General features: G+C 69.2%; 17 protein-coding genes and 3 pseudogenes. 15 read left to right on the plus strand and 5 right to left on the minus strand.

Annotation, left to right across the window (positions count from 1 at the left end):
* The first annotated feature begins 88 nt into the window (after positions 1 to 88).
* From ACZ4MU_RS10265 to ACZ4MU_RS10295, 7 genes are all read left to right on the plus strand, one after another.
* Positions 89 to 943 (plus strand): DUF3592 domain-containing protein, encoded by an 855-nt coding sequence (locus ACZ4MU_RS10265; RefSeq protein WP_467873515.1) that lies wholly within the window; start codon positions 89 to 91, stop codon positions 941 to 943.
* Positions 944 to 1,798: 855 nt separating this feature from the next.
* The gene (locus ACZ4MU_RS10270) at positions 1,799 to 3,160 is read left to right on the plus strand and encodes an SUMF1/EgtB/PvdO family nonheme iron enzyme (protein ID WP_467873518.1); all 1,362 of its coding nucleotides are present in this window, start codon (positions 1,799 to 1,801) and stop codon (positions 3,158 to 3,160) included.
* A gap of 63 nt (positions 3,161 to 3,223) precedes the next feature.
* The gene (locus ACZ4MU_RS10275) at positions 3,224 to 4,321 is read left to right on the plus strand and encodes a hypothetical protein (protein WP_467873520.1); all 1,098 of its coding nucleotides are present in this window, start codon (positions 3,224 to 3,226) and stop codon (positions 4,319 to 4,321) included.
* A 66-nt stretch (positions 4,322 to 4,387) separates the two neighbouring features.
* The gene (locus ACZ4MU_RS10280; protein WP_467873523.1) at positions 4,388 to 5,473 is read left to right on the plus strand and encodes a mandelate racemase/muconate lactonizing enzyme family protein; all 1,086 of its coding nucleotides are present in this window, start codon (positions 4,388 to 4,390) and stop codon (positions 5,471 to 5,473) included.
* Positions 5,470 to 6,228: a TauD/TfdA dioxygenase family protein gene (locus tag ACZ4MU_RS10285; RefSeq protein ID WP_467873526.1), complete on the plus strand. Its 759-nt coding sequence runs from the start codon at positions 5,470 to 5,472 to the stop codon at positions 6,226 to 6,228. Before ACZ4MU_RS10280 ends, ACZ4MU_RS10285 begins: the two co-directional genes overlap by 4 nt.
* 14 nt (positions 6,229 to 6,242) lie before the next feature.
* Positions 6,243 to 7,259, plus strand: a complete 1,017-nt coding sequence (locus tag ACZ4MU_RS10290) for a D-alanine--D-alanine ligase family protein (protein ID WP_467873529.1) — start codon at positions 6,243 to 6,245, stop codon at positions 7,257 to 7,259.
* Positions 7,256 to 8,353: a DUF1611 domain-containing protein gene (locus ACZ4MU_RS10295; RefSeq protein WP_467873532.1), complete on the plus strand. Its 1,098-nt coding sequence runs from the start codon at positions 7,256 to 7,258 to the stop codon at positions 8,351 to 8,353. Before ACZ4MU_RS10290 ends, ACZ4MU_RS10295 begins: the two co-directional genes overlap by 4 nt.
* On the opposite strand, the gene ACZ4MU_RS10300 is transcribed toward ACZ4MU_RS10295, so the two are convergent.
* Positions 8,295 to 9,620: an MFS transporter gene (locus ACZ4MU_RS10300; RefSeq protein ID WP_467873535.1), complete on the minus strand. Its 1,326-nt coding sequence runs from the start codon at positions 9,618 to 9,620 to the stop codon at positions 8,295 to 8,297. The genes ACZ4MU_RS10295 and ACZ4MU_RS10300 overlap by 59 nt on opposite strands.
* A gap of 462 nt (positions 9,621 to 10,082) precedes the next feature.
* On the opposite strand from ACZ4MU_RS10300, the pseudogene ACZ4MU_RS10305 reads away from it, so the two are divergent.
* Positions 10,083 to 10,172: pseudogene (locus ACZ4MU_RS10305) on the plus strand (IS5/IS1182 family transposase); the annotation flags it as partial.
* A 297-nt stretch (positions 10,173 to 10,469) separates the two neighbouring features.
* Complete coding sequence (locus ACZ4MU_RS10310) at positions 10,470 to 11,756, plus strand: phytase (protein ID WP_467873537.1); 1,287 nt, start codon at positions 10,470 to 10,472, stop codon at positions 11,754 to 11,756.
* Positions 11,757 to 12,210: 454 nt separating this feature from the next.
* Here the strand turns inward: ACZ4MU_RS10310 and ACZ4MU_RS10315 are convergent, their stop codons facing one another.
* Positions 12,211 to 13,035: an ABC transporter permease gene (locus ACZ4MU_RS10315; protein WP_467873539.1), complete on the minus strand. Its 825-nt coding sequence runs from the start codon at positions 13,033 to 13,035 to the stop codon at positions 12,211 to 12,213.
* Positions 13,032 to 13,970: an ATP-binding cassette domain-containing protein gene (locus ACZ4MU_RS10320; RefSeq protein WP_467873541.1), complete on the minus strand. Its 939-nt coding sequence runs from the start codon at positions 13,968 to 13,970 to the stop codon at positions 13,032 to 13,034. Before ACZ4MU_RS10320 ends, ACZ4MU_RS10315 begins: the two co-directional genes overlap by 4 nt.
* 188 nt (positions 13,971 to 14,158) lie before the next feature.
* Between ACZ4MU_RS10320 and ACZ4MU_RS10325 the strand changes: the two are divergent.
* A pseudogene (locus ACZ4MU_RS10325) lies at positions 14,159 to 14,475 on the plus strand (PadR family transcriptional regulator); the annotation flags it as partial.
* A gap of 216 nt (positions 14,476 to 14,691) precedes the next feature.
* Here ACZ4MU_RS10325 and ACZ4MU_RS10330 read toward each other — a convergent pair.
* Positions 14,692 to 15,033: a hypothetical protein gene (locus tag ACZ4MU_RS10330; protein WP_467873612.1), complete on the minus strand. Its 342-nt coding sequence runs from the start codon at positions 15,031 to 15,033 to the stop codon at positions 14,692 to 14,694.
* Between the two features lie 177 nt (positions 15,034 to 15,210).
* On the opposite strand from ACZ4MU_RS10330, the gene ACZ4MU_RS10335 reads away from it, so the two are divergent.
* Complete coding sequence (locus tag ACZ4MU_RS10335; protein ID WP_467873544.1) at positions 15,211 to 16,134, plus strand: glycoside hydrolase family 28 protein; 924 nt, start codon at positions 15,211 to 15,213, stop codon at positions 16,132 to 16,134.
* Between the two features lie 353 nt (positions 16,135 to 16,487).
* Entirely contained in the window at positions 16,488 to 17,333 is an 846-nt protein-coding gene (locus ACZ4MU_RS10340) for a hypothetical protein (protein WP_467873547.1), read from the plus strand.
* Positions 17,334 to 17,620: 287 nt separating this feature from the next.
* Here ACZ4MU_RS10340 and ACZ4MU_RS10345 read toward each other — a convergent pair whose 3' ends face one another.
* A complete protein-coding gene (locus ACZ4MU_RS10345; RefSeq protein WP_467873549.1) occupies positions 17,621 to 18,781 on the minus strand; it encodes a sensor histidine kinase in 1,161 nt (386 codons plus the stop codon).
* Positions 18,782 to 19,108: 327 nt separating this feature from the next.
* Here ACZ4MU_RS10345 and ACZ4MU_RS10350 point away from each other — a divergent pair, with 327 nt between their 5' ends.
* The 3 genes and pseudogenes from ACZ4MU_RS10350 to ACZ4MU_RS10360 form a co-directional block, all read left to right on the plus strand.
* Positions 19,109 to 21,319, plus strand: a complete 2,211-nt coding sequence (locus ACZ4MU_RS10350) for an MMPL family transporter (RefSeq protein ID WP_467873552.1) — start codon at positions 19,109 to 19,111, stop codon at positions 21,317 to 21,319.
* Between the two features lie 119 nt (positions 21,320 to 21,438).
* A complete protein-coding gene (locus ACZ4MU_RS10355; RefSeq protein ID WP_467873555.1) occupies positions 21,439 to 22,116 on the plus strand; it encodes a response regulator transcription factor in 678 nt (225 codons plus the stop codon).
* A 629-nt stretch (positions 22,117 to 22,745) separates the two neighbouring features.
* Positions 22,746 to 22,900 (plus strand): annotated as a pseudogene (locus ACZ4MU_RS10360) (IS5/IS1182 family transposase); the annotation flags it as partial.
* Between the last annotated feature and the right edge of the window lie 531 nt (positions 22,901 to 23,431).

The following is a 23,431-nucleotide window of genomic DNA, read 5'->3' on the forward strand; positions in this document are numbered from 1 at the left end:
ACAGACGGACGGTACGGCACCGCAGGTTCAATCCGAAAGCCCCGCAGCCTCTTCACCGGCAGGGACTCCGCCACCTACGATCAAGCGCATGTCGATCTCTTCGCCCGTCCCCGTCCTCCGTGGCGACAGGGGCGTCGAACTCCGGTCCACCGGTGAGGAACTGCTGCTGCGGCGTCCGGACGCCGAGCTGCGCATACCGTTCGCCGCGATAGCCCGGGTCCACGCCGAACGGCGCGGCATCCATCTGGAGCTCACCGCTCCGGTCGGAGTCGATCCGACGGTGTACCGCGTCAGCGACGTCAGTGCGGCCGCCGCAGGCGTCTTCGCCGACGCGGTGAACGCCGCTCTGCCGGAACGGACCGCGGACGAGGAGACGGCCGACGGCTCCACGCTTGTCGTGATCCGGAGCTGGGTCACCGGCGACGAGGGCGAAGACGAAGCGGACGAGAACCTGGTCCAAGTGGGATTGCCCTCCCACGGCATCCGGCTGATGTACACCGGCTGCGCGGCCCTCGCAGCCCTGGCCGTCGTCGTCGGTGTGCTGGGCGGGGACTGGAGCCGGGCCATCGCGACACTGCTGCTCGGGGCGACAGGCGTGGCCTGTTCCTACTTTGTTGTCATGCTGTTCGCGATGGTGTGGCGGGACTGGTACCTGCCCCGCTACGGCATCACTGTGGAGGGGCGGCAGGTGTTTCGGGAGGACGACGGCGACACCGCCCACGCGTTCTCGGCCACCGACGGCGTGACCCGCTACATCCTCGGCCACAACAAGGGGAAGACTGTCCGGATTGCCTACGACCCGGAGAACCCCGCGTACGCCGCCGTCTGCCCTTCGACGGGCGACAGGGTGCTCATGCTCGTCGTTTCCATGGTTGCCGCCGCCATCGCGGGGTTCATGGACTACGGGACGTACCAGCTCGTGCTCCCCGCCTTCGCAGGCTGACCCTCGTCCTGCGAGTCGGGTCGTGCCATCGAGAAGCCGGCCTCTACCGTCGCGCCGCCACTGGCACTCGCTGTCCCCGGAGGCGGTGTGGCGGCGGGTGACGGCTTGGTGATGTCTGCACCAGCGGGACCAGTTGAGTGCGCGGAGTTGTCGGTCGTGGTGGGACTTCAGGTGGGGAAGCAGAGTGTCCAGCAGGCGCCGGACCTCTGCCACGGTTGAGGGGGACGAGGCTGATGGTGTCGTTTCTGCAGCCCGTTTGCGGCTTCCCGGTCCTGGTCCTGGGCCGCGAGGACGGTCAGGAAAGCGTGGGCTGCCATCTGTACCTGGGACGCGGTCGCCGTCCCTGCCGCGCAGGTAGACGGAGACGGCGACCACCTTGGACTGGGTGTGGTCGAAGGCGCCGATGAGGTGGGTGCCCCGGCCGAAGCCACGCAAGAGAAGGCCCAGGCCCTGCTCCGCAACCGTGGATGGAGTTTCAGCCACACATACAGCCCATTCGGCGTGATCGACACCAGCGGTCCTGCGGGTGATACAGACACTCACCAGCCGAACTCCGCCTCCGCCGGTATAGCTAACGCACCATCGAATGATTAACGATCACGCGCCTTTCAGTCGATCCGCCTTCGAGGTCCTGCACGCCCCCCATCCCCTGGGTAGCCTCGAAAGGTCCACATCCACCTAGCTGAGGAGACTCTCATGAGCTACCCCGAGAAGTGGAAGGCAGCCCGCGAGGCGCGTAAGAGCAGGAAGCACCTCTCCGCGCACTCCAAGTGGTAATTGCCGCTGAATAGGGCATAGTTCGAGGGCTTGCGGCTTTCTTTCGCGATTTCCGCAAGCCCTTCCTGGAGGGTGGAAGTGGCACACTGGCGCGACATTCTCTCTGACCTGGACACCCGTATCGCCGAGCGCTCACCCGCCGTAATCCAGCAGGCCCTGAGCGAGCTGCGCGGCGCTGCCGCCCACGCGCCGACCACCGAGCTGGAGGAACTGTGCGGCGTCGCGGCCGTGCACGACCTCCCGTGGGTCCGGCACGCCCTGATCCAGGCGTTGGCCGCACGGGCCCCTGAACACCCCGAGACCCGCGCCGCAGTGGCCTGGCTGACACACGACTACGAGGACTTCGTCGCGTTCGAGGCGATCGGGCTGGCGGGCACACTCCGCATCGAAGAGGTGCTGGCAGACCTCTTCGTCATCGTCGGCAGGGCGAGCGACCGGGTGACCGGGACCGCCGGCAAACCGGTAGGGCTCGGCCACGCGGTCGTCCTCAGGGCGATCACAGCGATCGCCGGGAGCGAGGAGAAGCACGAGCTCGCCGCGCTGGAGGAACAGCTCTTCCCCGAGGGAACACGGGACGACGCGTACGAGCCGCAGTGCCCGATCGACGCCGTCCACCGGGGCGTCCATTCGCACCAGGGGATGGTCCGGGTCCCAGGCGGCCGTGCGCGGGGCGGCCCTCCCGCCGCCCTCAGCCCCCGCACGCTCCAGTTCGACTGGGACGATCCAGAGGACCTCGGCGAGTGCGCGGACTTCCGCATCGACACGCTGCCCGTCAGCAACGTCGAGTACGACGCCTTCGCCTCGTCCCCCGCCGCCGCCGACCACCGCTACTGCCACCCGGCGGAGCCGAAGAGCAAGCTGCACTGGCGCAACAGTCTGCTGGATCGGCGCAGCGGCCCCGACCATCCCGCCGTCGGCGTCGACTGGTTCGACGCCTATGCCTACGCCCGTTCCGTGGGCAAGCGGCTGCCCACCGAAGGCGAGTGGCAGCGGGCCGGACAGGGGGACGACGGCCGCGCCTGGCCCTGGGGCGACACCTTCGACGCGGCCCGTACGCACTGCCTCCCACCGCCCGGCCCTTCCGGCTGGGAGGGCATCCGCGCCTGGCGTACGGAGCTGCTTCGTCTCGCCGACCAGGCGCCGCTCACCACCTCCCGGACGCGCGGCATCCCCGGCAGCGAGAGTCCCTACGGCGTCCAGGACCTGTCCGGCAACGTCTGGGAGTGGACGGCCTCGTCCTTCGACGGCCCGCCTCTCCATCCCGTCAGCGCGGGCCGCGACGCCCTCGACGTCATCTATGACCCCCGGTCCTACGCGGTGATCAAGGGAGGGGCCTGGAGCAGCCTGCCCGAACAGACATCCGTCGCCTTTCGGGGGCGAGATCTGGCGCTCGACCGGCACTTCGAGATCGGCTTCCGCTGTGCCTGCGCCTGCGCGTGAGAGGGAAGTTCCCATACGAGACGCCTCCCGATCCCCTTCCCACCGAGACCGCATGGACGGCAGATGAGCGACGAACTCCCCTTCCGGACGCTGGCCGACGCCGAGCTCCTCCAGGACCGGCCCGAGCCGTTGGCAGCGGCCGAAGCACAACAGTGGTGCAACTTCGTCCTCCATGTGCCGGCCAACCTCCCGGCGGACTGCGCCGTCGAGACCGGAACGCTGCGCAAGGAGGCCCCGCCCGGGCGCAAACCCGGTGTCACCGAAGGGCGCACCCCCTGGTCCACGAACAACCCCTCCGCCTACCGGTACGAGGTAAGGGGCCCTGGACGGCGGTTGCGCGTCAAGCAGTTCTTCTACGACTGGGCCTTCCCGGCTGCCGACCACCCCTGCTTGTGGAAGAGCCACGCTCATGCCGTCCCCATCAGCGCCGAGCATGTGCTGTGGTCCGGCAGAGACTACATGGGCAACGCGGCCGCCTCGGCCCGGCTGGACTGGACGACGATTGAACTCTCCGTCCTGGAGGGCTCTTTCAGTGAGGAGGAGCTGCTCGCTTTGTACCAGGGCATGCGCCCGGTCGACGCCGCGTTCGCCGTCGAGCTCGGCGAACTCCCCTTCGCCCGGCGCAGCTACTGGAGCCGACGCCGTACGGCGGAGATGGTGAGTACCCCCACCGGGCTGTGGCACTTCCGCCGGCAGACCCGGAAGGGCGTCCACGAAGGGGAGTGGGCCTCGCCCCCGGACAGCGCGGAGCTCCTCAAGAGCTTGGATCTGCCGTCCCGTCTGGGCGGTCTCCCGGTGGACAGTGCCGCGCTGTTCGCGGGCGGCGATCCGGGCACTGAGATCGAGGTCGTGTACGCCACGCCGGGCGGCAGTGGCCGGGAGCTGCGTCTGATCGCCCAGCGGACGGGAGAAGGCAGGCTCACGGTGCCCGCCGAAGCCGAACCCCATCCCGCGTCGCGCGCCACCGTCGACGTGGCGGGTGTGGCCGTGCAGTTCGCCTGGATCGACGAGCGGTACGGGCCCTTCGACGCGGTGCTGCGTACCTCTCGCTCCGGCATCGAGACCAAGCTGATGAGCAGCACGGGAGTGGGCCTCGACCGGGCCTGGTTCGAGCAGGCGCTGCACGAGCTGATCGCCCATCTGGACTCCTCCGGCGGCTGAGCGGCACGCCGGGGCAGGCGAAGACGGCGGTGGCGCCGGGCCGCGACTTCACGAAGGAGGGCATTGATGATCTTCCTCCAGCACCGGCGCCTCGCGCTGGGCTGGCGTTCCCCCTTCGTCAACGCCTATGTGCGGCAGGAGGGGACGGTCGTGGTCCTGCTGCGGCTCACCTCTCCCGATGCGCCTGGGGCCGAGGGCATCGGCGAGGCGGCCCCGTGCCCGCTGTGGGAGGACCCGACCACGGTCGGGCGTGCGTACACGGCGCTCGCCCAGGGCGCGGACCTGACGCACGCCCGCCCGGAGGACCCGCACAGCTGGGACCCGGCGCTGGCCGCACTGGACGGCCTGCCCGCGGCGCGGGCAGGCCTGGAGATGGCGCTGTCCGACCTCTCGGCGAAACTGCGCGGGCTGCCGCTTTGGCGGGCGTGGGGACTCTCGCCGGGGCACCCCCGGCGAACGTTCTTCACTGTACCGATGGTCGACGGAGCGGAGTTGGGCCATTGGCTCGGCCATGTGCGCAGTCAGGGGTACACGGCGGTCAAGGCCAAAGTGGGCGGCCCTCCGGTCGAGGCGCTGACGACGGCGGCACACCGGCTGGAGCGTATCCGGCGGGAGCTGCCCGAGGCACTGCTCCGAGTCGACGCCAATGCCTCGTGGACGCTGTCCCACGCCCTGTCGATGGTGCCCGTGCTCGCCGAGGTCGGCGCCGAGGCGGTCGAGGAGCCATTGCGGGGCGAGGCCACCGCGGCGGAGCGGGCGCAATTCAAGGAGTCGTCCTGCTGCTCCGTCCTCGGCGACGAGCACTGCGTCGGCGAACAGGCGCTCGCGCGCCGGGCGGCCTCGTACGACGGGCTGGTGGTCAAACAAGCCAACTGGGGCGGCCTCACCCGTGCCCAGCGGGGCATCGAAGCGGCACGGCGGTACGGGCTGTCGGTCACCCTCGGCTGCAATGGCGAGACGAGCCTCGGCATCAGCGCGGCCGCGGTCCTGGCCCCGCTGGCCGACCACCTCGACCTCGACAGCGCGCTCCTGCTGGCCGACGACCCGTTCGCCGGCGTCTCGTTCGCCCGAAGCCGGGCGCAGCTGAGCGACGCGCCCGGGATAGGCGCCCTGCCCAAGGATCCGGAAGCGTGGCGGGAGCTTTTTCCATGAAGACCTCAGAGGTAGCGGGCCGACTCGGAACGGTCGTCACCGGCGTTGACGTACGCCATCTGGACACGGAGCAGACAGCCGTGCTCCACGCGCTCCTGGCCGAGCGGCATGTGCTCTTCTTCCCCGGGCAGGACATCGCCTCCGCGACACTGGACGTCTTCGCCCGGCGCATGGGGAAGGTACGCGAGATCATCCGTGACGGCCCCCCGGTCTTCCCCGACCACCCCCAGGTCACCGTCCTGGAGACCCACCAGCGCGCCGACCGCTGGCACACCGACCTCACCTACCTTGACGCTCCCAATCCGGCGACACTGCTGCTGTGCGCGGACGTCCCGTCCGGGGCCGGGTCCACCATGTGGTCCAGTACGCGCGCCGCCTACGAGGCCCTCTCCCCGCGCATGAAGAACTATCTGGGCGGCCTGTCGGCGGTGCACACCGCCCGCAACAACGGTCACCCGGAACTCTCCAGCAGCCATCCCGTAGTCATGGTCCACCCCCGCACGGGTGCACCCTCCCTCTATGTGAACCGGCACTACACCTCACACATCGAGGAGCTCCCCCACGAGGAGAGCGTGGCCGTCCTCCACTTCCTCTTCCGCCACATCGAACAGGTGCACTTCACCTGCCGGTGGCAATGGACACCGGGCGACCTGTGCATCTGGGACAACCGGACCACTCAGCACATCGCCGTCAACGACTACCCCGAAGGCGTCCCCCGCACCATGTACCGGATCTCCACGTCGACCCTGATCTGAAGGGATCCCCGCGCATGCGCATCGCGCTCACCCACAACCTCCGGGCCACGGACGCGGTGGAACAGTCGGTCTACGTCTACGAGGCCACTCTCAAGCGCCTGTGCGCGAGCATGTCCCGGCTCGGGCACTACGTCCTGCCCCTAGAGGTCTCCCGCCCCCTGCCTGATGTCATCGCCGAGTTGCGGAAGTATCGGCCCCATCTGGTCTTCAACATGGCCGAGGGCTCGTCGGGCCCATGGCGGCAGTCCGCCTGCCCGACCCTCCTGGAGGAGCTCGGCATCCCCTACACCGCTTCCCCTCCCCAGGCACTGGCCGTCGCCCTGGACAAGAACCTCACCAAACACGTGGCCCGGGCAGAGGGCATCCGCACCCCTCCGGCTCAGTTCATTCGCGTGCCGGAGGAGTTCGACCGGGGCGCGGCCGGTGAGCGGGTCATCGTGAAGCCCAACTACGGCGCCTGTTCGATGGGCATCGGACCCCGCGCGATGCCCCGCGAAGCCGCCGCGGACCGCATCGCCGAGCTGCTGCCTCTCTTTCCCGACGGACTGCTGGTGGAGGACTTCGTGGCGGGTACGGATCTGACGGTCGGTTTTCTGGAGGCCGTGCGCAACGAGTTCGGCGGTGCTCTCCTGCCCGCGCGGGCCCTCGTCCACGAGAAGTCCGGCCCACAGGAAGGGATCATGGACTATGCCCTCAAGAACGAGCCGGACCGTGCCACCGCACACGCCGAGCTCCAGCTTCCCGCCGATGTGCCCGCCGACGTCAGCGACCTTGCCCGGCGCTGGGCCGTCCAATTGGTGACCGCCCTCGGCTGCCGGGATGTCGCCCGGGTCGACTTCCGCCTCGACGGCGGCGCACTGCACTTGCTGGAGGTGAACTCCCTTCCCAGCATGGACGAGCAGGCGTCCCTGGCACGCGCCGCCGTGCTGGCCGGGCTCGATCCCGACCACGGCTTGGTCGGTGCCATCATCGCGTCGGCAACACGCCGCTACCCGGCGCTCGCCGGGTACCCGCAAGGAGCGGCACGGTGAAACGCCTGGTCGTCTACGCGGACCGCCGACTGCACTGGCAGGCAGCGAAGACCGCCGTGGGGGTCATCCGATACAGCCCCCACGAGGTGGTGGCGGTCATCGACCAAGAGCACGCCGGACAGACGGTCGCAGAGGCACTGGGGACCGGTGTGGGACACGGTATCCCCGTAGTGGCCGCCCTGGAACAGGCGCTGCCGCTGCGCCCGGACACCCTGCTCGTCGGTGTCGCGCCTTCGGGGCACCAGCTCCCCGCCGAACTGCGCGACACCGCGCTGCGGGCCGCCACGCACGGCCTGGACCTGGTTAGCGGACTGCACGCCTACCTTGCCGACGACGCGGAACTGGCGGCGGCCGCCGCCGCGTCGGGCAGCACCATCTGGGACGTGCGCCGCCCGCCGGACGAGTTCCCCGAGGCGACCGGCCTGCCACACCCGTCCGGGACGCGGACGGTGCTGGCGGTCGGCTCCGACTGCTGCATCGGCAAGAAGACCCTGATGCTCGAACTCGACCGGGCGGCGCGCCGACGCCACTGGTCCAGCGGCTTCCTCGCCACCGGCCAGACCGGAATCATGATCGCTGGCGAGGGCCTCGCCGTGGACCGACTGCCGGGCGACTTCCTCGTCGGGTTGGTGGAGTCCCGGGTGGCACGGCTCCTGAAGGACGTGCGATGGCTGTTCGTCGAGGGACAGGGCGCGCTCAATCACTACGCCCACGCTCACGTGCCCCTGGGGCTGCTCCAGGGCGCCCGTCCCGACCACCTCCTGGTGTGCCACGATCCACGCGCCACCCACCTCGCGGGGCACGCGGACCGCCCCCTGCCTCCGCTCTCCGAGGTCGTCAGGATGAATGAGGAGGCGTCCAGCTGGGGGCGTGGGGGGCCCGGGGCCCGGGCTGCCGGGGTCTCGCTGATTACCGAGGGCATGACCGACGACAAGGCGAAGCAGGTGATCGCACGGACGGAGGATGAACTGGGGCTGCCTGTGACGGACTGCCTGCGCTACGGTGCGGAGCCGCTCCTCGACGCCCTGGCCGCTCTTACTCCGCCGCCGACGGGGCCCTGGGGAAGTCCCGGCGATTTCGCAGTGCCGAGGTGAGCAGCGGCAGCCCCGCCAGCACCAGGCACACCGTGGCGGTCCAGAGCGTTGTGCGGTTGCCCACCGTGCTCCCCAAGGCCCCGAAGAGCAGGGCGCCCACCGGGATCGCACCCCGATTGAGGAACCGGAGCGTGGCGTTCACCCGGCCCAGCAGTTCCTGCGGACAGTAGCCCTGGTAAAACGTGGTGACGGTGACGTTCGTCGCAGCGATCCCCACCCCCATGCAGATGAAACCGATCGCCAGCAGGGCGACACTCCAGCCGGGGTGCGCCAGCGGGATGAAGAGCCCCATCGGCGCGGCGGCGAAGAAGCTCAGCAGCACGGAGCGAGCGGTGCCGAACCTGCGTGCCAAGGCCCCGGCCAGCACTGCCCCGGCGATTCCGCCCACCCCGAAACCCGCGAGCAGGACACCTACCATTCCGGCGGGAAGCCGCAGATCACGTACGACGAAGGCGACTTGCACAGTCTGCAGGCCCGTCAGGGCGAGATTGGTGGCGCCGCCGAAGAGCGCGAGCGACCGAAGGTACACGTCGCGTCGCACGAACGAGACGCCCTCGCGCAGTTCCCTGGCAACCGTGCCCGCTCGCCCCCCCGTGGCCCTGAGGGGCTCGCGGTGCGCGATGCCCCTCAGGCACAAGGCGGACACCAGGAAGGACACCGCATCCGCCACCAGGGCGGTCGCCGGACCGAGGAGCTGGACCAGGAGTCCGCCCAGGCCGCGGCCGGTGATGGTGGATGCCTGCTGGCTGCCCTGGAGGAGCGCGTTCGCCCTCGCCAGACCGGCCGGGCCGATCAGTACAGGGACGTACGCGGTAGAGGCCGTCGTACTGAAGACAGCAGCGGTTCCCGCGAGCAGGGCCACGCACAACAGGTACGGAACAGTGAGCACACCGATCCAGGCGGCAAAAGGAACACTCGCGAGCAGCACAGCAGACGTAACATGACAGGCCATCATCAGGATGCGGCGACGCACCCGGTCGACCCACACTCCCGCCAGCAGACCGATCAGCAGCCAGGGCAGCCATGCGGCGGCGGTGAGGAGGCCCAGGGTGAAGGTGCTGGCGCGCAGGGTGACAGCGGCGACGAGGGGAAGCGCCACGACGGTGACCGCGCTGCCGGCCTGACTGACGGTCTCGCCGATCCACAGGAGCCGGAAGTCCCGGTTGCCAACGGCGGCAGTGCGACGGCCCGTTGGGGTCACCTTCCCCGGCACTGCCCCACACTCCACCTCCTCTGAGCGGTGGGCCGGCGTCTCGCCATGGTCCATGCCGTGGAGCCTACGGGAGACCTGGGAACCCGTACAGATCGCCCAACGGGTGCGCGTGTGGACGTCTGCACGCGCTCGGCCGGGTCACCGAAGAACCTGACGCCCCTCCCGGGGGGTGCAGCTCCGGGCCACGCAGGTTCCTACCTTTCCAGGCGTGGGTCTGACGGTCATTCGTAGGATCGGAGAGCCCGGGGGCTCCGGGTATGGCTGTGTCCGGGTATGGCTGTGCCCGGGTCGGCGCCGATGGCGCGGCCGGGGAGCCTGTGGAACTGGTCGAGTGTTGGCCATCGTCGTCGATGGCCGCGGCCTTGTACCGGTCGTCCAGGGCTTTGATCTGCGGGGTCCAGAGCTGGACGGTGTGTTCGTCCAGCAGGAGCCACGCCTCGTGCAGCCAGTTTCGGCAGTACAGGTCGTTGGTGTACTCGTGGATGTCGTCGCTGTAGCCGCGCTCGATGGAGCTGAATGCGGCAGCTCGCCCCGCTGTTCGGGGTCTCGAAGTCGGCGGCGGACCGGATTATCGACGGAGTCGGCCTTCGACCGGGCTGTGAACCTTCTGCGCAACCGCGGTAACGCCGGAAGCTGACCCAAGGAGAGCGGGACCGCACGGGCCTGTGAGCGCAGCGACGGATCGGAGGTTGCCTCGTGACCGTGTCCTGCTTGCCTTGTGCGGCTACCCGGCTACCCGGCTACCCGGCTACCCGGCTACCCGGCCACGCGTGCACCGGGTGGCGAAGCCCGGCATGGGGCTTTGTAAAGTGTTCAACTGCCGGACACTACCTCGTCGCGAACACGGCAATTCTTGACACGAGTGTCTTGCCGTCAGGGTAAACCCCTTCTAAAGGTAGAAGAATGACGATACGTATCGCCGCTCGCGTTTCCACGTTCGTGCTTTGTACGGCGCTCGCGGCCTCCGCGGCCCTCCCGGCCCGGGCCTCCTCGATCAGCAGCATCCGGCCCAAGGCCGAGACCGCGCCGCTGTACGACGACAAGGCCGGCGGCGATGCCAACGCGGATGACCCGGCGATCTGGCGCAACGCCGCCGAACCCGGCCGCAGCCTGGTCGTGGCCACCGCCAAGAAGGGCGGTCTGCGGGTGTACGACCTGGACGCCCGTCAGGTGCAGTCGATCCCCGCCCCCGCCGGCCCGGGCGCCGACGACGCCCCCGGCCGCTTCAACAACGTCGACCTCGTTGAGGGCCTGCGCCTGGCCGGCGGGCGCGCCGACGTCGCCGTGGTCAGCGACCGCGGCAACGACCGGCTGCGGATCTACCGTATCGACCGGGACAAGCCCGGCGGCCCGCTCACCGACGTCACCGACCCCGGCGCGCGCCCGGTCTTCTCCGCCGACCAGGCCGAGATCAACAAGCAGAAGACCGCCTACGGTCTGGCCACTTGGACCGACCGCAGGACCGGCCGCTCCTACGCCCTGGTCAGTCAGCGCAACCGCACCCGGATCGCCCTGCTGGAGCTGGTCGCCACCCCGGCCGGTACGGTCGGGTACCACCAGGTGCGCACAATCGACCTGCCGTCCTCGTTCCGGCTGCCCAACGGCGCCACCTGGACGCCGTGCGCCGAGCCCGGGCAGCTGCCTCAGGTCGAGGGCATGGTCGTCGACCCCGCGGACGGCACTCTGTACGCGGGGCAGGAGGACGTCGGCATCTGGCGCATCGACGCGGGCCTGACCGGCACGCCGAAGCTGATCGACAAGGTACGCGAGTACGGAGTTCCCGGCACGTACGACGAGCAGACCGAGGAGTGCACCCCGGGCGCCGACCCCGGCTACGGCGGCAAGCGCCTGACGGCCGATGTCGAGGGGCTCACGCTGGTCACGGAGCCGGACGGCGACGGCTACCTGCTCGCCTCCAGCCAAGGCGACAACACCTTCGCCGCCTATGACCGCGAGCGCGAGGACGGCCACGAGTTCGAAGGCGCCTTCCGTATCACGGCGGCCTCCGCCGCGCTCGACGGCTCCGAGGTCTGCGACGGCGCCGCCGCCCTGAACGCCCCCCTCGGCGCGCGCTACCCCCACGGCCTGCTCGTTGTCCAGGACGGCCAGGAAACCCCGGCCGATGGTGACCGCGAGGCGACCGGCTTCAAGTTCGTCGACCTCGGCGAGGTCGTCGGGGCCCTCGACTGATCCCGTACGGCTGGCGCCTGGGGTATGCGCCGAGGCGGCAGGGGCTCGAGCCTGGCGACGGTGTGGAGTTGTTCCTGGCCGACCGCGTCGACTCCGTCCTGGTGCAGTTCGTGGTTCATCTGACCGGCTGCCGCGTGGTGTTCCTGCGGCCCGGGCCGGGGCCCCGCGAACCCGCCCGCCGCGCTGGTCGAGCAGTCCAAGGCGCGCGCCGTGGTGACCGATCCTGTCTTCGCGGCGCGCGCTGCCCACGTACCCGTACCTCTCAGCATCGGTCCCTGCGGGGCCGCCGTGCACGGACCTGCTCGCCGTGGCAGCCGAATGCCGGGTGGTGCGCCCGACGGCGTGCCGGGCCCGAAAGCGGACGAGGCCGTCGCCTTCGGGCCACTGGCCAGTGGACGCACGGAGACCCGGACATCCGATCCGGTTGGTGGATCAAAGGCCGGAGCCGGGATCGTCAGCGGCTCAAACCCCTGAATCTCTTCACTCCCAGCGGGAGGAACACCGCGATCAGGACCACCGGCCAGACCAGCGCGAGAAGTTCGGCGTGCTGGGCGGCCCAGGAGTCAGCGGCTCCGCCCGGGTTACCGAACAGACCGCGGACGGCGGTGGCCGTCGCCGACATCGGGTTCCACTCCACGATCGCGCCGAGCCAGGAGGGCATCGACTCGGGCGAGGCGATGGCGTTGGAGAGGAAGCTGACCGGCCAGACCAGGATCTGCACGGCCTGCACCAGTTCCGGCTTGCCCGCGACCATGGCCAGGTAGATGCCGATCCACAGCATCGCGAACCGCAGCAGCAACAGCAGGCCCACCGCTCCCAGAAAGGAGACGAAGCCTTCGTGCCAGCGCCAGCCGATCGCGTATCCGACCGCGATCATCACCGTGAGGCCGACCGCGGACTGCAGCATGTCGGCGACGCTGCGGCCGACGAGGACGGCGCCGGAGTTCATCGGCATCGAGCGGAACCGGTCGATGACGCCCTTGCCGAGATCCTGGGTGACCGAGAGCATCGTCGCTTCGAGTCCGAAGGCCATGGTCATGGTGAGCATGCCGGGGACCAGGTAGGCCTTGAAATCGCCCTGGACGCCCTGCCCGCCGCCGATGAGGTAGCTGAACATCAGCAGCATCATCACGGGGAATACCAGTCCGACGACGACCCGCACTGGTTGGCGGGCCCAGTGGGCCAGTTCGCGTCGGGTCATCGTCCAGGAGTCGACGGCCGCCCAGCTGAGCTTCGAGCCCGTGCCGTGCGGTGTGCTGACAGTGTGGGCCGCACTCATGCGGCATCCTCCTTCGTCAGGTGCATGAACACTTCGTCGAGGGTGGGCCGGCGTACGGCGATGTCCTCGGCCTGGATACCGGCCCATTCCAGCGCCCGGACGGTCTCGGTCAGCGCGGCCATTCGGTTGCTGACCGAGGCGCTGACCATCCGCCGGTCCTCGTCCACCGTCACTTCGCCGGGCAGGAGCGAGGCCGCGCGGGCCAGTTGGCCGGCATCGTGCAGGACCATGTCGATGCGGTCGCCGCCCGTCTTGGTCTTCAGCTCGTCCGCCGTGCCCTCCGCGATGACCTTCCCATGGTTGATGACCGCGATCTGGTCGGCCAGCTGGTCGGCTTCCTCCAGGTACTGCGTGGTCAGCAGTACGGTCGTGCCGTCGCCGACCAGGGAGCGCACCGCGTTCCACACCTCCGTGCGGCCGCGGGGGTCGAGCCCGGTCGTGGGCTCGTCCAGGAACAGGACCTGGGGCTGAGAAATCAGGGAGGCCGCGAGGTCGAGCCTGCGCCGCATGCCGCCGCTGTACTGCTTGACGGCCTTGTTCCCGGTGTCCGTGAGCCCGAACTGGCTCAGGAGCTCATCGGCTCGGACTCCCGCGCGGCGTGCGCCGAGGTGGTAGAGCCGTCCGAACATCTCCAGGTTCTGGCGACCGCTGAGCTCCTCATCGACGGCGGCACTCTGACCGAGCAGCCCGATCCGCGAGCGCACCTCGTCGGCCCGGGACCTTGCGTCGATGCCTGCCACCGTCACGCGCCCCTCGTCGGGCCGCAGGAGCGTGGACATGATGCGTACGGCCGTGGTCTTCCCGGCGCCGTTCGGGCCGAGAATCCCCTGGACGGTTCCGGCTCGGACCGTCAGATCGAGGCCGTCGAGAACCCGCTTCTCCCCGTACTTCTTCTGCAGACCTTCGACGGCGATCGCCAGATCGTGGTCAAGCAAAGCACCCTCCTCCGATCGGTGATCAAACTTGACTAGAGACTTCCGAAGTGGGCACCGTGGTGGTGCCGCCTCCCCCCCCGGCTCGTTAATCAAACTTGAGTAGGCTTTTGAAGCTACAGGGGACTGCGCGCCTAGTCAAACTTGTATAGGGGTGGGACTCGCCTGAATGATCTACGAGGAAGAGGCCCATGTCGGTGAAACGGCAACTGGTCCTCGGCGCGGTCCGCACGGACGGGCCCATGGCTACCAGGTACGCAACAACCTCGAATTCAGGGGCGCCCACGAGTGGTCCAACGCCAAGCCGGGCCCGATCTACCACGTGCTCAAGCAGATGGCCAAGCAGGGAACCGTCATCGCGCACGAGTTCTCGCCGAGCACCGCCGGGGGACCACCCCGCCTCGGGTGCGAGATCAACGACAAGGGCGCCGAGGAGTACTTCACCCTGCTGCGCGAGGCCCTGAGCTCGCACGAGCAGAAGTCCGACGTCCTCTCCTCCGGCCTCGGAGTGTCCTGGCCCGCCACCTTGTGGCCGCACCTTCGACGGCGGAATCAGCGGCCTCGCGATCTCCCACAGCCGCGCGAGCAGGTCCAGGGTGGGAACAGTCACGAGGATCCGCCCGCCCGGGAAGCACTTCAAGCCGAGGAGAGAAGGCCCGCGATCATTCGTCACGCGCACTCCCTGGAGTTTCCGTCGGTGCGAGGGAAGGGCAGCGCGAGGGGTTCACCGGCCGAAGCGGCCCTTCTTGGGAGGCTCGGTAGGGACCAGCTCCTGCACGTGAACGAGCTCGGCCACACGGATGTTCAAGTGCTCGGTGTACGTGGTCGGTGACTTGTCGCCTTTGGCCCAGGACGACTGGGTCAGCTCAACGAGCCAGCTCGTCGGTGAGGTGCGGAAGACCAGCCGGCCGCACGGGTCGGAATCGGTGCTGCCCCATGGGGGACGGGTACGAGCGGTATCCTCACCGCGCGCAAGAGCCGCCTCCTCTCCGCCTTCGACGGAGATCTTGTCCACCAGTTCCCACTCCCCGTACTTGACCCGCTCCACCAGCACGTACCAGCCCACAACCCGTTCCTCCCCACGTATGACGACCACTGCCGCGCTCCGCCCGGCCGGTACCAGGTTATTCAGCTCTGGTGGGAGTTGGAGTGGGCGTGTGGGCTGGCATGGGGTGTTGCAGTTTGAGTGAGAGCCGTCCGGGGTGGTCTCAGGTGGAGGGGTGGGCGGTGGGGTGGCCTGGCGTTGTGTCAACCATGGTGGGATCTACCGAGGAACCTCACCATCAGTGGTGCGGGCACGATCGAGGGTCAGGGCGCCCCGTGGTGGGCCAAGAACTGGGCGGGCCAAGAACTGGCGGCGATCAAGGCGGCCCAGACCCAGCCGTCCCGGCCCGGCCTGATTCTCGCGACCGACACCTCGAACGTGAAGATCACCGGGATCACGCTGAAGAACGCCCCGAACGTGAATATCTCACTCACGAAGGTGACGAAGGTCGACGTCGACCGGATCACGATCTCGGCGCCGTCGGACGCGCCCAACACCGACGGAATCGATGTGTGGTCGTCGTCGGTAGTCGCGGTGACCAACAGCACGATCGACACCGGGGACGACAACATCGCCATCGCCTCCTCGTCGCAGGGCCCGTCCCACGACATCTCGCTGAGCAACTGCGTGATTCTGCACGGCCATGGACTGTCCATCGGCAGCTACACGGGCGGCGGCGTCTACGACATCAACATCCACGACAACACCCTGACCGGCACCAGCGCGGGGGCCCGCCTCAAGACCGCGCGGGGCCGTGGCGGCGACGTCCACGACATCACGTACAAGAACCTCACGATGACCGGCGTAAGGACCCCGATCCAGATAACGGGGTACTACCCGCAGGTTCCCGCGGACGGTGACGCCGCCCAGGCGATCACCAGCACCGCGCCGCACTACCACGGCATCACCATCGCCAAGGTCACCGCGACCGGCGCCGAGGCGGCCGGTCAGATCATCGGCGTGCCGGAGCAGCCGATCAACGGACTGACCCTGTCCTCGGTGTCGATCAGATCGAAGGCCGGGCTGACGGTACGCAACGCCACCGTGACCACGACCTCCACCATGGTCAAGCCGGCCGCGGGCCCGGCCTTCATCAGGCAGAGCAAGGCCACCGTCAAGTAGCAAAGGCATCTCCCCTCCGGTCGGTATCCGGGCCGACAGGACACTGTCGGCACATGGTCCGGCCCCGGCGCGTGACGTCGGCCTTCACCACTTGGTGGTGGGTGGTGAAGGCCGACGTACGTAGGAAGAGAGAGGGGTGTCAGTGTCGCTGCGCGAACCCGGGTGGGCCGCGACTCCGGTGGAGACGGAGCGTGTCTTCGTCACGCGTGTGACAGCCCCTTGTTGACGAGCTCTGACGTCGTCGTCGTCCGGCCGAGGACTGCGTGGATCCTCATGAGTTTCGAAGTCACCTGCTGACGCGGCCGAGTCCTCTCCGCGGCTCGCAACAGGGCCGTCACCGGTTCCAAGACCGCTTGACCCTGCCCCAGCAGGAAGGACGCCGTAGGTTCTCCTCGCATGTGGCCCAGTCGATGCCGTGCCAGTCGAGTAAGTCCTCGGGCGTTGACCGGCCGGAGATCCGCGAGCCCGAGGTGACCGGCTTCATCCACTTCGGCGTCGAGCCGCCGGTTGAGGGGCACGGCCTGGTCGGGCTCTTCCCGCCCGACCTGGCCGGCTACCACGACGGGGCCGAGGTCTCTCTCGCGGTGGCTCTGGAGCTCGTCCGTGCCATGCTGCGCGATCAGGGCGCCTGGTGCCGGCTGGAGGCGGGGGAGGTGTTCACCGTCCACGTCGGGTGGGACCAGTACGTGTATGTCGGGAGTCATCGGCCCTGCGCGGACGCCGTAACCCGCACTCGCGAACTCGGCCTCTTCCCAGAGCCGATGGCGGCCTCGCCCTACGCGGTTGAGCTCGACGAACCGGAAGTTTCGGAGGCCGCCGACGCGGACTTCTGGGGACGCGTGTGCACGCAGCTGACCGCACGTCGGACGCTGCTCCTGGAGGAGACCTGTATCCGCAACGCCACTCGCTGGCACCGCCTCGGGCCGGAGAACCTCCATACGGTGCGCGCCGCCCTCGGCCCGCGTGCCCTGCTGACTGTCTGGCCCGACCTGAACCCCGATGTCGACGCGGTCCTCGCCGCGCTGCCCGAGGAGGGGTCCTCGGAGTTCGTCTGGGAACAACGGGACGATCAGCCACGCGATCGTCGACGACACCGGCCACCAGGAGCTCACCGCCCTGGTGGCCGACGCGCGGGCAGCCTGCGCGCTGCCTACGTACCTCGACGAATGTCACCCACTGCTCTGCGCCGTTCTGCCTGACAGCGACGGCGTGCTGCGTGCCCGCTGGTAGCTCTGCTTCACGCCTGCTGCTAGCCGTTATTGTGCATTGAAGCTGTCCTATCAGGCCAGGTGCCGCGCTCAGTCACAGTGAAGTCCTGGGGCGGCAGGGTGTACGGATCAAGGTGGTCGGCACGACTCAGTGGGCAGCCAGAAGCCTTCGGTCTGCCTCCAGGTGCCTGTAGATCTGCACCGAGCGATAGGGTGTGGCGCCTCCGCCAGGTTGCGGCAGGCGAGTAGCAGCGCCGGGTAGGCGTGAGCTGCGTGGGTCATCCGGTTGGCAGTTCGGCGGTCACGGTGAAGCCGCCGTCCGGTTGTCGGTGTGTGCTAAGCCTTCCGCCGACGGACCGGGCGCGTTCGCGCATACCGAGGATGCCGTAGCCGGATGTGGTCGACGACGTCGCGCGAGTGGGCCCCGGGTTTGTGACGACGATCCGCAGGCGGCTGTTCGTGTAGGCGAGATGGACCTCGGCTTGTCCGGTGACGGCGTGTTTGGTGACGTTCGTCAGCGCTTCCTGAACGATCCGGTAGGCCGTCAGATCAACCCCGGGGGGCAGGGGCCGGGCCGTGCCCTCGACGGTGACCGTGGCGTGGAGACCTCCTGCGGCAAACGAATGAAGCAGGGAAGCGAGTTGAGTCAACCTGGGTGCGGGATCCGTGGGAGCGGTGTCGTCGGGTTCGCGCATGAGTCCGACGGTGGCCTTCATCTCGCGCAGGGCTTCCCCGGTAGTGGTGGTGAGCTGTTCAATGAGGTGCTGCGCCTGGGCGGGGTTGCTGTGCAGCAGTCGGGCAACGGTGTTGGCCTGGGCGTTGGCCAGGGCGAGGTGGTGTGCGACGACATCGTGGAGCTCCCGGGCGATGCGCAGGCGTTCTTCGGCGACACGGTGGCGGGCTACCTCCTCGCGGGTCTGTTCGGCACGCTCGGCGCGAGTGCGCTCCGCGGCCAGCAGGGTGTGCTGGAGTCGGGTGAGGCTGCCGAGGGCTGCCGGGAGCAGGAGCCAGGCTGCGGGGGCAGCGGTCTTGAGTACCAGGGGTTCGTGCGCTGGGCCGCCGAGGAGGGCGGCGACGATCACAGCTGCGGCACTCAGGCTCACGCCCGGGTACGCGACGCGGGGCGGGCACCGGAGGGTGGCTGTGTACAGGGCGATGAGGAGAGGGGCGAGGAGCAGGATGGTGGGCAGGTAGCCGAGAGTACCGATCGCTGCGCCGCAGACAGCGGTGATCGCCAGGACGGCCAGGGGCCGGTCGCGGCGCCACAGCAGGGCTGCGCTGCCGATAGCGGCGATGAGCGTGGCGGGCCACCAAGGTACGTCGACGCCGCGGAAGTGCGGGATCGTGCCCGGACCGGCCAGCACCAGGCACAGGACGGCCACCATCGCGTCGCCGGCGCGGGGGTGGGCGCGGAGGGCTTGCCGCCATCTGCTGATCATGTCGGGTCCCTGTCCAGCCTCGGGTGCGCGTTCACAGCCATCGTCGCCGGGCCGGTGCGTGGCTGTCGTCATACACGCGCCGACATGCGCCGACTGCGGATACTGCCGCTGCTGTATGACGGGGCAGCCAGAGCGATCCTTGTCCCCGCGCGCGGCTCCGCACTGCCCGGGGCCCGGTGGTGTATCGGTTGGTCGCAGACTTGTGACCTGCCTGTCCGTACGCAGGATGCAGTAGCGCGAATGTCGGCATCCGCACGACGACCGTGGCATCCCTCGCACCGCAGCCTTGTCGGGTAATCCGAGACGAGCGCTGGAGGCCCTCTTCCCATGGCTGCATACCTGTATCGACTGGGCCGGCTGGCGTTCCGGCGCCGATGGCTGTTTCCCTTGATGTGGGTGCTCATCCTGGCCGCTGCGGGGGCCGGCGCAGCGCTGGCCCCCTCCGCGCCGGACGATGGGTTCTCGATGCCGGGCACCGAGTCCCAGAAGGCGCTCACCCAGATCGAGCAGAACTTCCCGCGCTCGGCCGCCGACGGCGCCAACGCCCGGATCGTCTTCGTCGCACCGGCGGGACAGAAGATCACCGCGCCGGAGCACCAGGCTGTAGTCGACCAGGTCGTCTCCGAGGTCGCGGGCGGCCCCCAGGTCGCCGGCGCGGCCAACCCCTTCAAGGCCCACACAGTCAGCCCGGACGGCACCACTGCCTACGTCAACGTGAGCTACCAGGTGCCCGCCAAGGAGCTGACGGCCGCCGCCAAGAGCACCCTTGAGCGGGCCGTCGAGCATGGCCGGGACGCCGGAGTGAGCGTGGAGGCCGGCGGCACGGCGCTCGCCACCCCTGCCTCCGCGGGCGGAGCGAGCGAGGGGATCGGAATCATCGCCGCAGCCCTCGTGCTGCTGGTCACGTTCGGCTCGCTTGTCGCAGCCGGGTTGCCCTTGCTCAACGCCCTGCTCACGGTCGGCGTAAGCGTCGCCGCGATCCTGGCCCTGGGCAGCACGCTGGGCCTGTCGGCCACCACGACGTCGCTGGCCAACATGCTCGGCCTCGCCGTGGGCATCGACTACGCCGTCCTGGTCATCTCCCGCTACCGCGAAGAGCGCGCCAAGGGACACCCCCCGCAGGAAGCCGCCGGACGTGCCGTCGCGACCGCCGGATCCGCCGTCGTCTTCGCCGGCCTCACCGTGATCATCGGCCTGGCCGGTCTCTCGGTCGTCGGCATCCCCGCGCTGACCAAGATGGGGTTGGCCGCCGCAGGGGCGGTCGCAGTCGCCGTCCTGATCTCCGTCACGCTCGTTCCCGCTCTGCTCGGCCTCGCGCCGCGGGCCGTCCTCGCCCGCAAGACCCGCAAAGCCCCGCCCGGCCGCCGCGATCAGCACTCGGGCAAGGTATCCGGCGGCACCCGCTGGGGCCGATTCGTACTGCGACGCTCCTGGCCGATCCTGGTGTTCGCCCTCGTCGGTCTCGGCGTCGTCGCATCCCCGGTGACCTCACTCCACTTGGGCAGCAGCGGGGACGGTTCAAAGCCCACCTCCACCTCCGAACGCCGCGCCTACGACAACCTCGCCAAGGCGTTCGGCCCCGGCTTCAACGGCCCACTCACCATCGTTGTCGACGCCCAGGGCGCGGCCGACCCGCACACGGCCGCCACCACGATCGCCCAGAGGATCGCTTCCACCCCGGGCATCGTCTCCGTCTCGCCCGCCCGGTCCGACCCGGCCGGCGCCACCGCGATCCTGTCCGCCGTCCCCTCCACCGCGCCCACCGACACCAGGACCGATGACCTGATCCACACCCTGCGCGGTCAGCGGGCCGCGATCACCACGGGCACAGGAGCGACCTTCGCCGTCACCGGCTCCACCGCGATCAGCATCGACAGCGCCCAGAAGGTGCAGGACGCGCTCATCCCCTACCTCGGGATCGTCGTCACCCTCGCCTTCCTCCTGCTGATGATCGTCTTCAGGTCCGTGCTGGTTCCGCTGAAGGCGGCCGTCGGCTTCCTGCTGTCGGTGCTGGCCGCGCTGGGCGCGGTGGTCGCCGTGTTCCAGTGGGGCTGGGGCGCGAGCCTCCTCGGCGTGCACGCCACCGGCCCCATCATGAGCCTGATGCCGATCTTCCTGGTAGGCATCGTCTTCGGCCTCGCCATGGACTACGAAGTCTTCCTGGTCTCCCGGATCCGGGAGGCGCACACCCACGGCGAATCCCCTCGCGACGCGATCGTCTCCGGCATGCGCACCAGCGCCCGGGTCGTCGTCGCGGCAGCTCTCATCATGATGTCCGTCTTCTCCGGATTCATCGGCGGCACGGACCCGCTGATCAAAATGATCGGCTTCGGCATGGCCATGGCCGTCCTGTTCGACGCCTTCGTCGTCCGCATGGCCATCGTTCCCGCCGCCCTGGCTCTGCTCGGCCACACAGCGTGGTGGATGCCCCGCCGACTGCTACGGGTCCTGCCCCGCGTAGACATCGGAGGAGAAGCGCTCACCCACACCCCCGGAGCCGCTACCACGCCCGAACCCCCATCCCTGACGACCGTCTAGCGACGCGGCCATGCAACGCCAGGGCCGCCTGACGCAACCCGTCGGTGGCCCTGCCCACCATCATGGAACGACACTGGGTACGCCCGCCCTTCACCCGCCCATCGAAGAAGAGCCCCCCCATGACGATCCGTGTCCTGCTGGCCGACGACCAGACACTGCTGCGCGCCACGTTCCGTCTCCTTGTCGACTCCGACCCCGACCTGGAGGTCGTGGCCGAAGCCGCCGACGGGGCCGAAGCCATCGCGCTGACCCGCACCGAGCGTCCCGACGTCGTCGTCATGGACATCCGCATGCCAGGCACCGACGGGCTCGCGGCCACCACCGCCATCTGCGCCGATCCAGACCTTGCCGACACCCACGTGCTGATACTCACCACGTTCGAGATCGATGAGTACGTCGCCCAGGCCCTGCGCGCCGGCGCGGCCGGCTTCCTGGGCAAGGATGTGGGAGCCGATGACCTCCTGGCGGCCATCCACACCGTCGCCGCCGGCGACGCCTTGCTCTCGCCGCAAGCCACCCGTGCTCTCATCACCCGCTTCCTCACCACAGCGGACCAGAGCACCACGGCCGCCGGCCCAGTCAGCCTCGGCGACCTCACCGCCCGCGAACGCGAGGTCATGGCCCTGGCAGCGGAGGGGCTGTCCAACGCCGAGATCGCGGACCGACTCGTCATCAGCCCGCTCACCGCCCGTACCCACATCCACCGCGCCATGACCAAACTGCACGCCCGCGACCGCGCTCAGCTCGTCGTTGTCGCTTACCAATCCGGCCTCGTCCGCCCACACCCCAGCCTCTGACGCCAACCCTTACGACCGCTGGGGTGCATCCCCGGCTGCGGCGGCCTGACGGCCGACCGCCCCACGACCGAGGCACGTCCCGTACTTCGTGGGCGATGCCGATCAGGAATGGTCGGCGGGACTGGGGGGCGCTGCACTCAAAAGCTACTGGAAGTTCGGCATGGGTTGCGGCCACAGCACGAAGGGCGAGTCCAGCGTGGAGTGGAAGCCGTAAATAGGCAGATCACTACGGGGATGCGGTCCGCGACCGCCCGGCGGACCATGGCCTTGGCCACCACCTTCGTCTCGAAGCCGGCTGTGTCATCGATACCTGCGGCCGGACACCGGTCGCGGACACCGACGACTGAGAGTGCGCCCAGTGCGACTCCTGGTTCCTCTACACCGTCCATGCTTTGCCTGGACAGTGACCGGGTATGACGCCCATGTTCCGGCCGCCCCCTGAGCGGCACGTGCAACGGTACGAGGGGCCAGTGGTCAGGCCCTGCTACGGCGCCACGGCTTGTCGTATGAGCCGCCGCAGGCGCGGCGCGAGCTGGTGAAGATGGCGCTCGCCGGAGTGATGTGACCGGCGGGTTCAGCCAGGTAGGGCTGGCCCAGGATGACTCGGACGCAGGCGTGGCCGGCGCGATGTGCCTATCCAAGTCGTTGGCTGTTCAGGAGTGACCGCCTGGTGCCGGCTCCGGGACTGGACTGGACTGAGGCCGGCGCCTGGCTCCGCTTGCACGAGGTCCTTCTCGCTGAACTGCGAGCGGCGGGTCTGCTGGCGACGGAGGACTCGGCGATCACATCCCGGCCGGGGCCAGGGCGGTGCTGCTGACCGGAGCGGCCAGGGAGACGTTGGCGTATGCGACCGGGCTACGGCCTGAGCCGGCCGTGTGGCTCCTCATCACCCCGGCCCGGTGTCGTACGGGATGTGCTCGCCGAGTGCAGGGTGACCTTCGACGGGGTGCAGCGGGCCTTGCTCAGAACAACGGAGGCTCGCTCAAAGCAGGTTGAGGGACGAGGCCGGGCCGTGGCACGACTGACGAAAGCGTCGGGCCGACGGGCATCCTTTACGGCGGTACCCCTCCACTTGACACGCCAACCTGCGGGAGGCGGTCCGGCTGGTTGCTGCGAGCGCCAGTCCCATTCCCGAACCCAGTTCCCGTATGCCCGGCCCCAGTCGCGTCGGCAGGGCGAAGGCTCGCTGCCCTCGCCCTGCCTGCTGCCGGGCCCGCCCGGGTGTGTCAGGGCGCCATGCCGGTGTTCTTCAGGCCGGACAGCCAGAAGATCTCGTGGTAGCCGTTGCCGTCGAAGTCGTCGGCGTAGAAGAGGT

The sequence above is a fragment of the Streptomyces sp. NPDC026377 genome (assembly GCF_055567715.1).

Coding starts and splice junctions, on each gene's coding strand:
- ACZ4MU_RS10310 (WP_467873537.1), top strand. CDS start 10,470: ATGACGATACGTATCGCCGCTCGCGTTTCCACGTTCGTGCTTTGTACG.
- ACZ4MU_RS10275 (WP_467873520.1), top strand. CDS start 3,224: ATGAGCGACGAACTCCCCTTCCGGACGCTGGCCGACGCCGAGCTCCTC.
- ACZ4MU_RS10290 (WP_467873529.1), top strand. CDS start 6,243: ATGCGCATCGCGCTCACCCACAACCTCCGGGCCACGGACGCGGTGGAA.
- ACZ4MU_RS10315 (WP_467873539.1), bottom strand. CDS start 13,035: ATGAGTGCGGCCCACACTGTCAGCACACCGCACGGCACGGGCTCGAAG.
- ACZ4MU_RS10355 (WP_467873555.1), top strand. CDS start 21,439: ATGACGATCCGTGTCCTGCTGGCCGACGACCAGACACTGCTGCGCGCC.
- ACZ4MU_RS10350 (WP_467873552.1), top strand. CDS start 19,109: ATGGCTGCATACCTGTATCGACTGGGCCGGCTGGCGTTCCGGCGCCGA.
- ACZ4MU_RS10285 (WP_467873526.1), top strand. CDS start 5,470: ATGAAGACCTCAGAGGTAGCGGGCCGACTCGGAACGGTCGTCACCGGC.
- ACZ4MU_RS10265 (WP_467873515.1), top strand. CDS start 89: ATGTCGATCTCTTCGCCCGTCCCCGTCCTCCGTGGCGACAGGGGCGTC.
- ACZ4MU_RS10300 (WP_467873535.1), bottom strand. CDS start 9,620: ATGGACCATGGCGAGACGCCGGCCCACCGCTCAGAGGAGGTGGAGTGT.
- ACZ4MU_RS10280 (WP_467873523.1), top strand. CDS start 4,388: ATGATCTTCCTCCAGCACCGGCGCCTCGCGCTGGGCTGGCGTTCCCCC.
- ACZ4MU_RS10345 (WP_467873549.1), bottom strand. CDS start 18,781: ATGATCAGCAGATGGCGGCAAGCCCTCCGCGCCCACCCCCGCGCCGGC.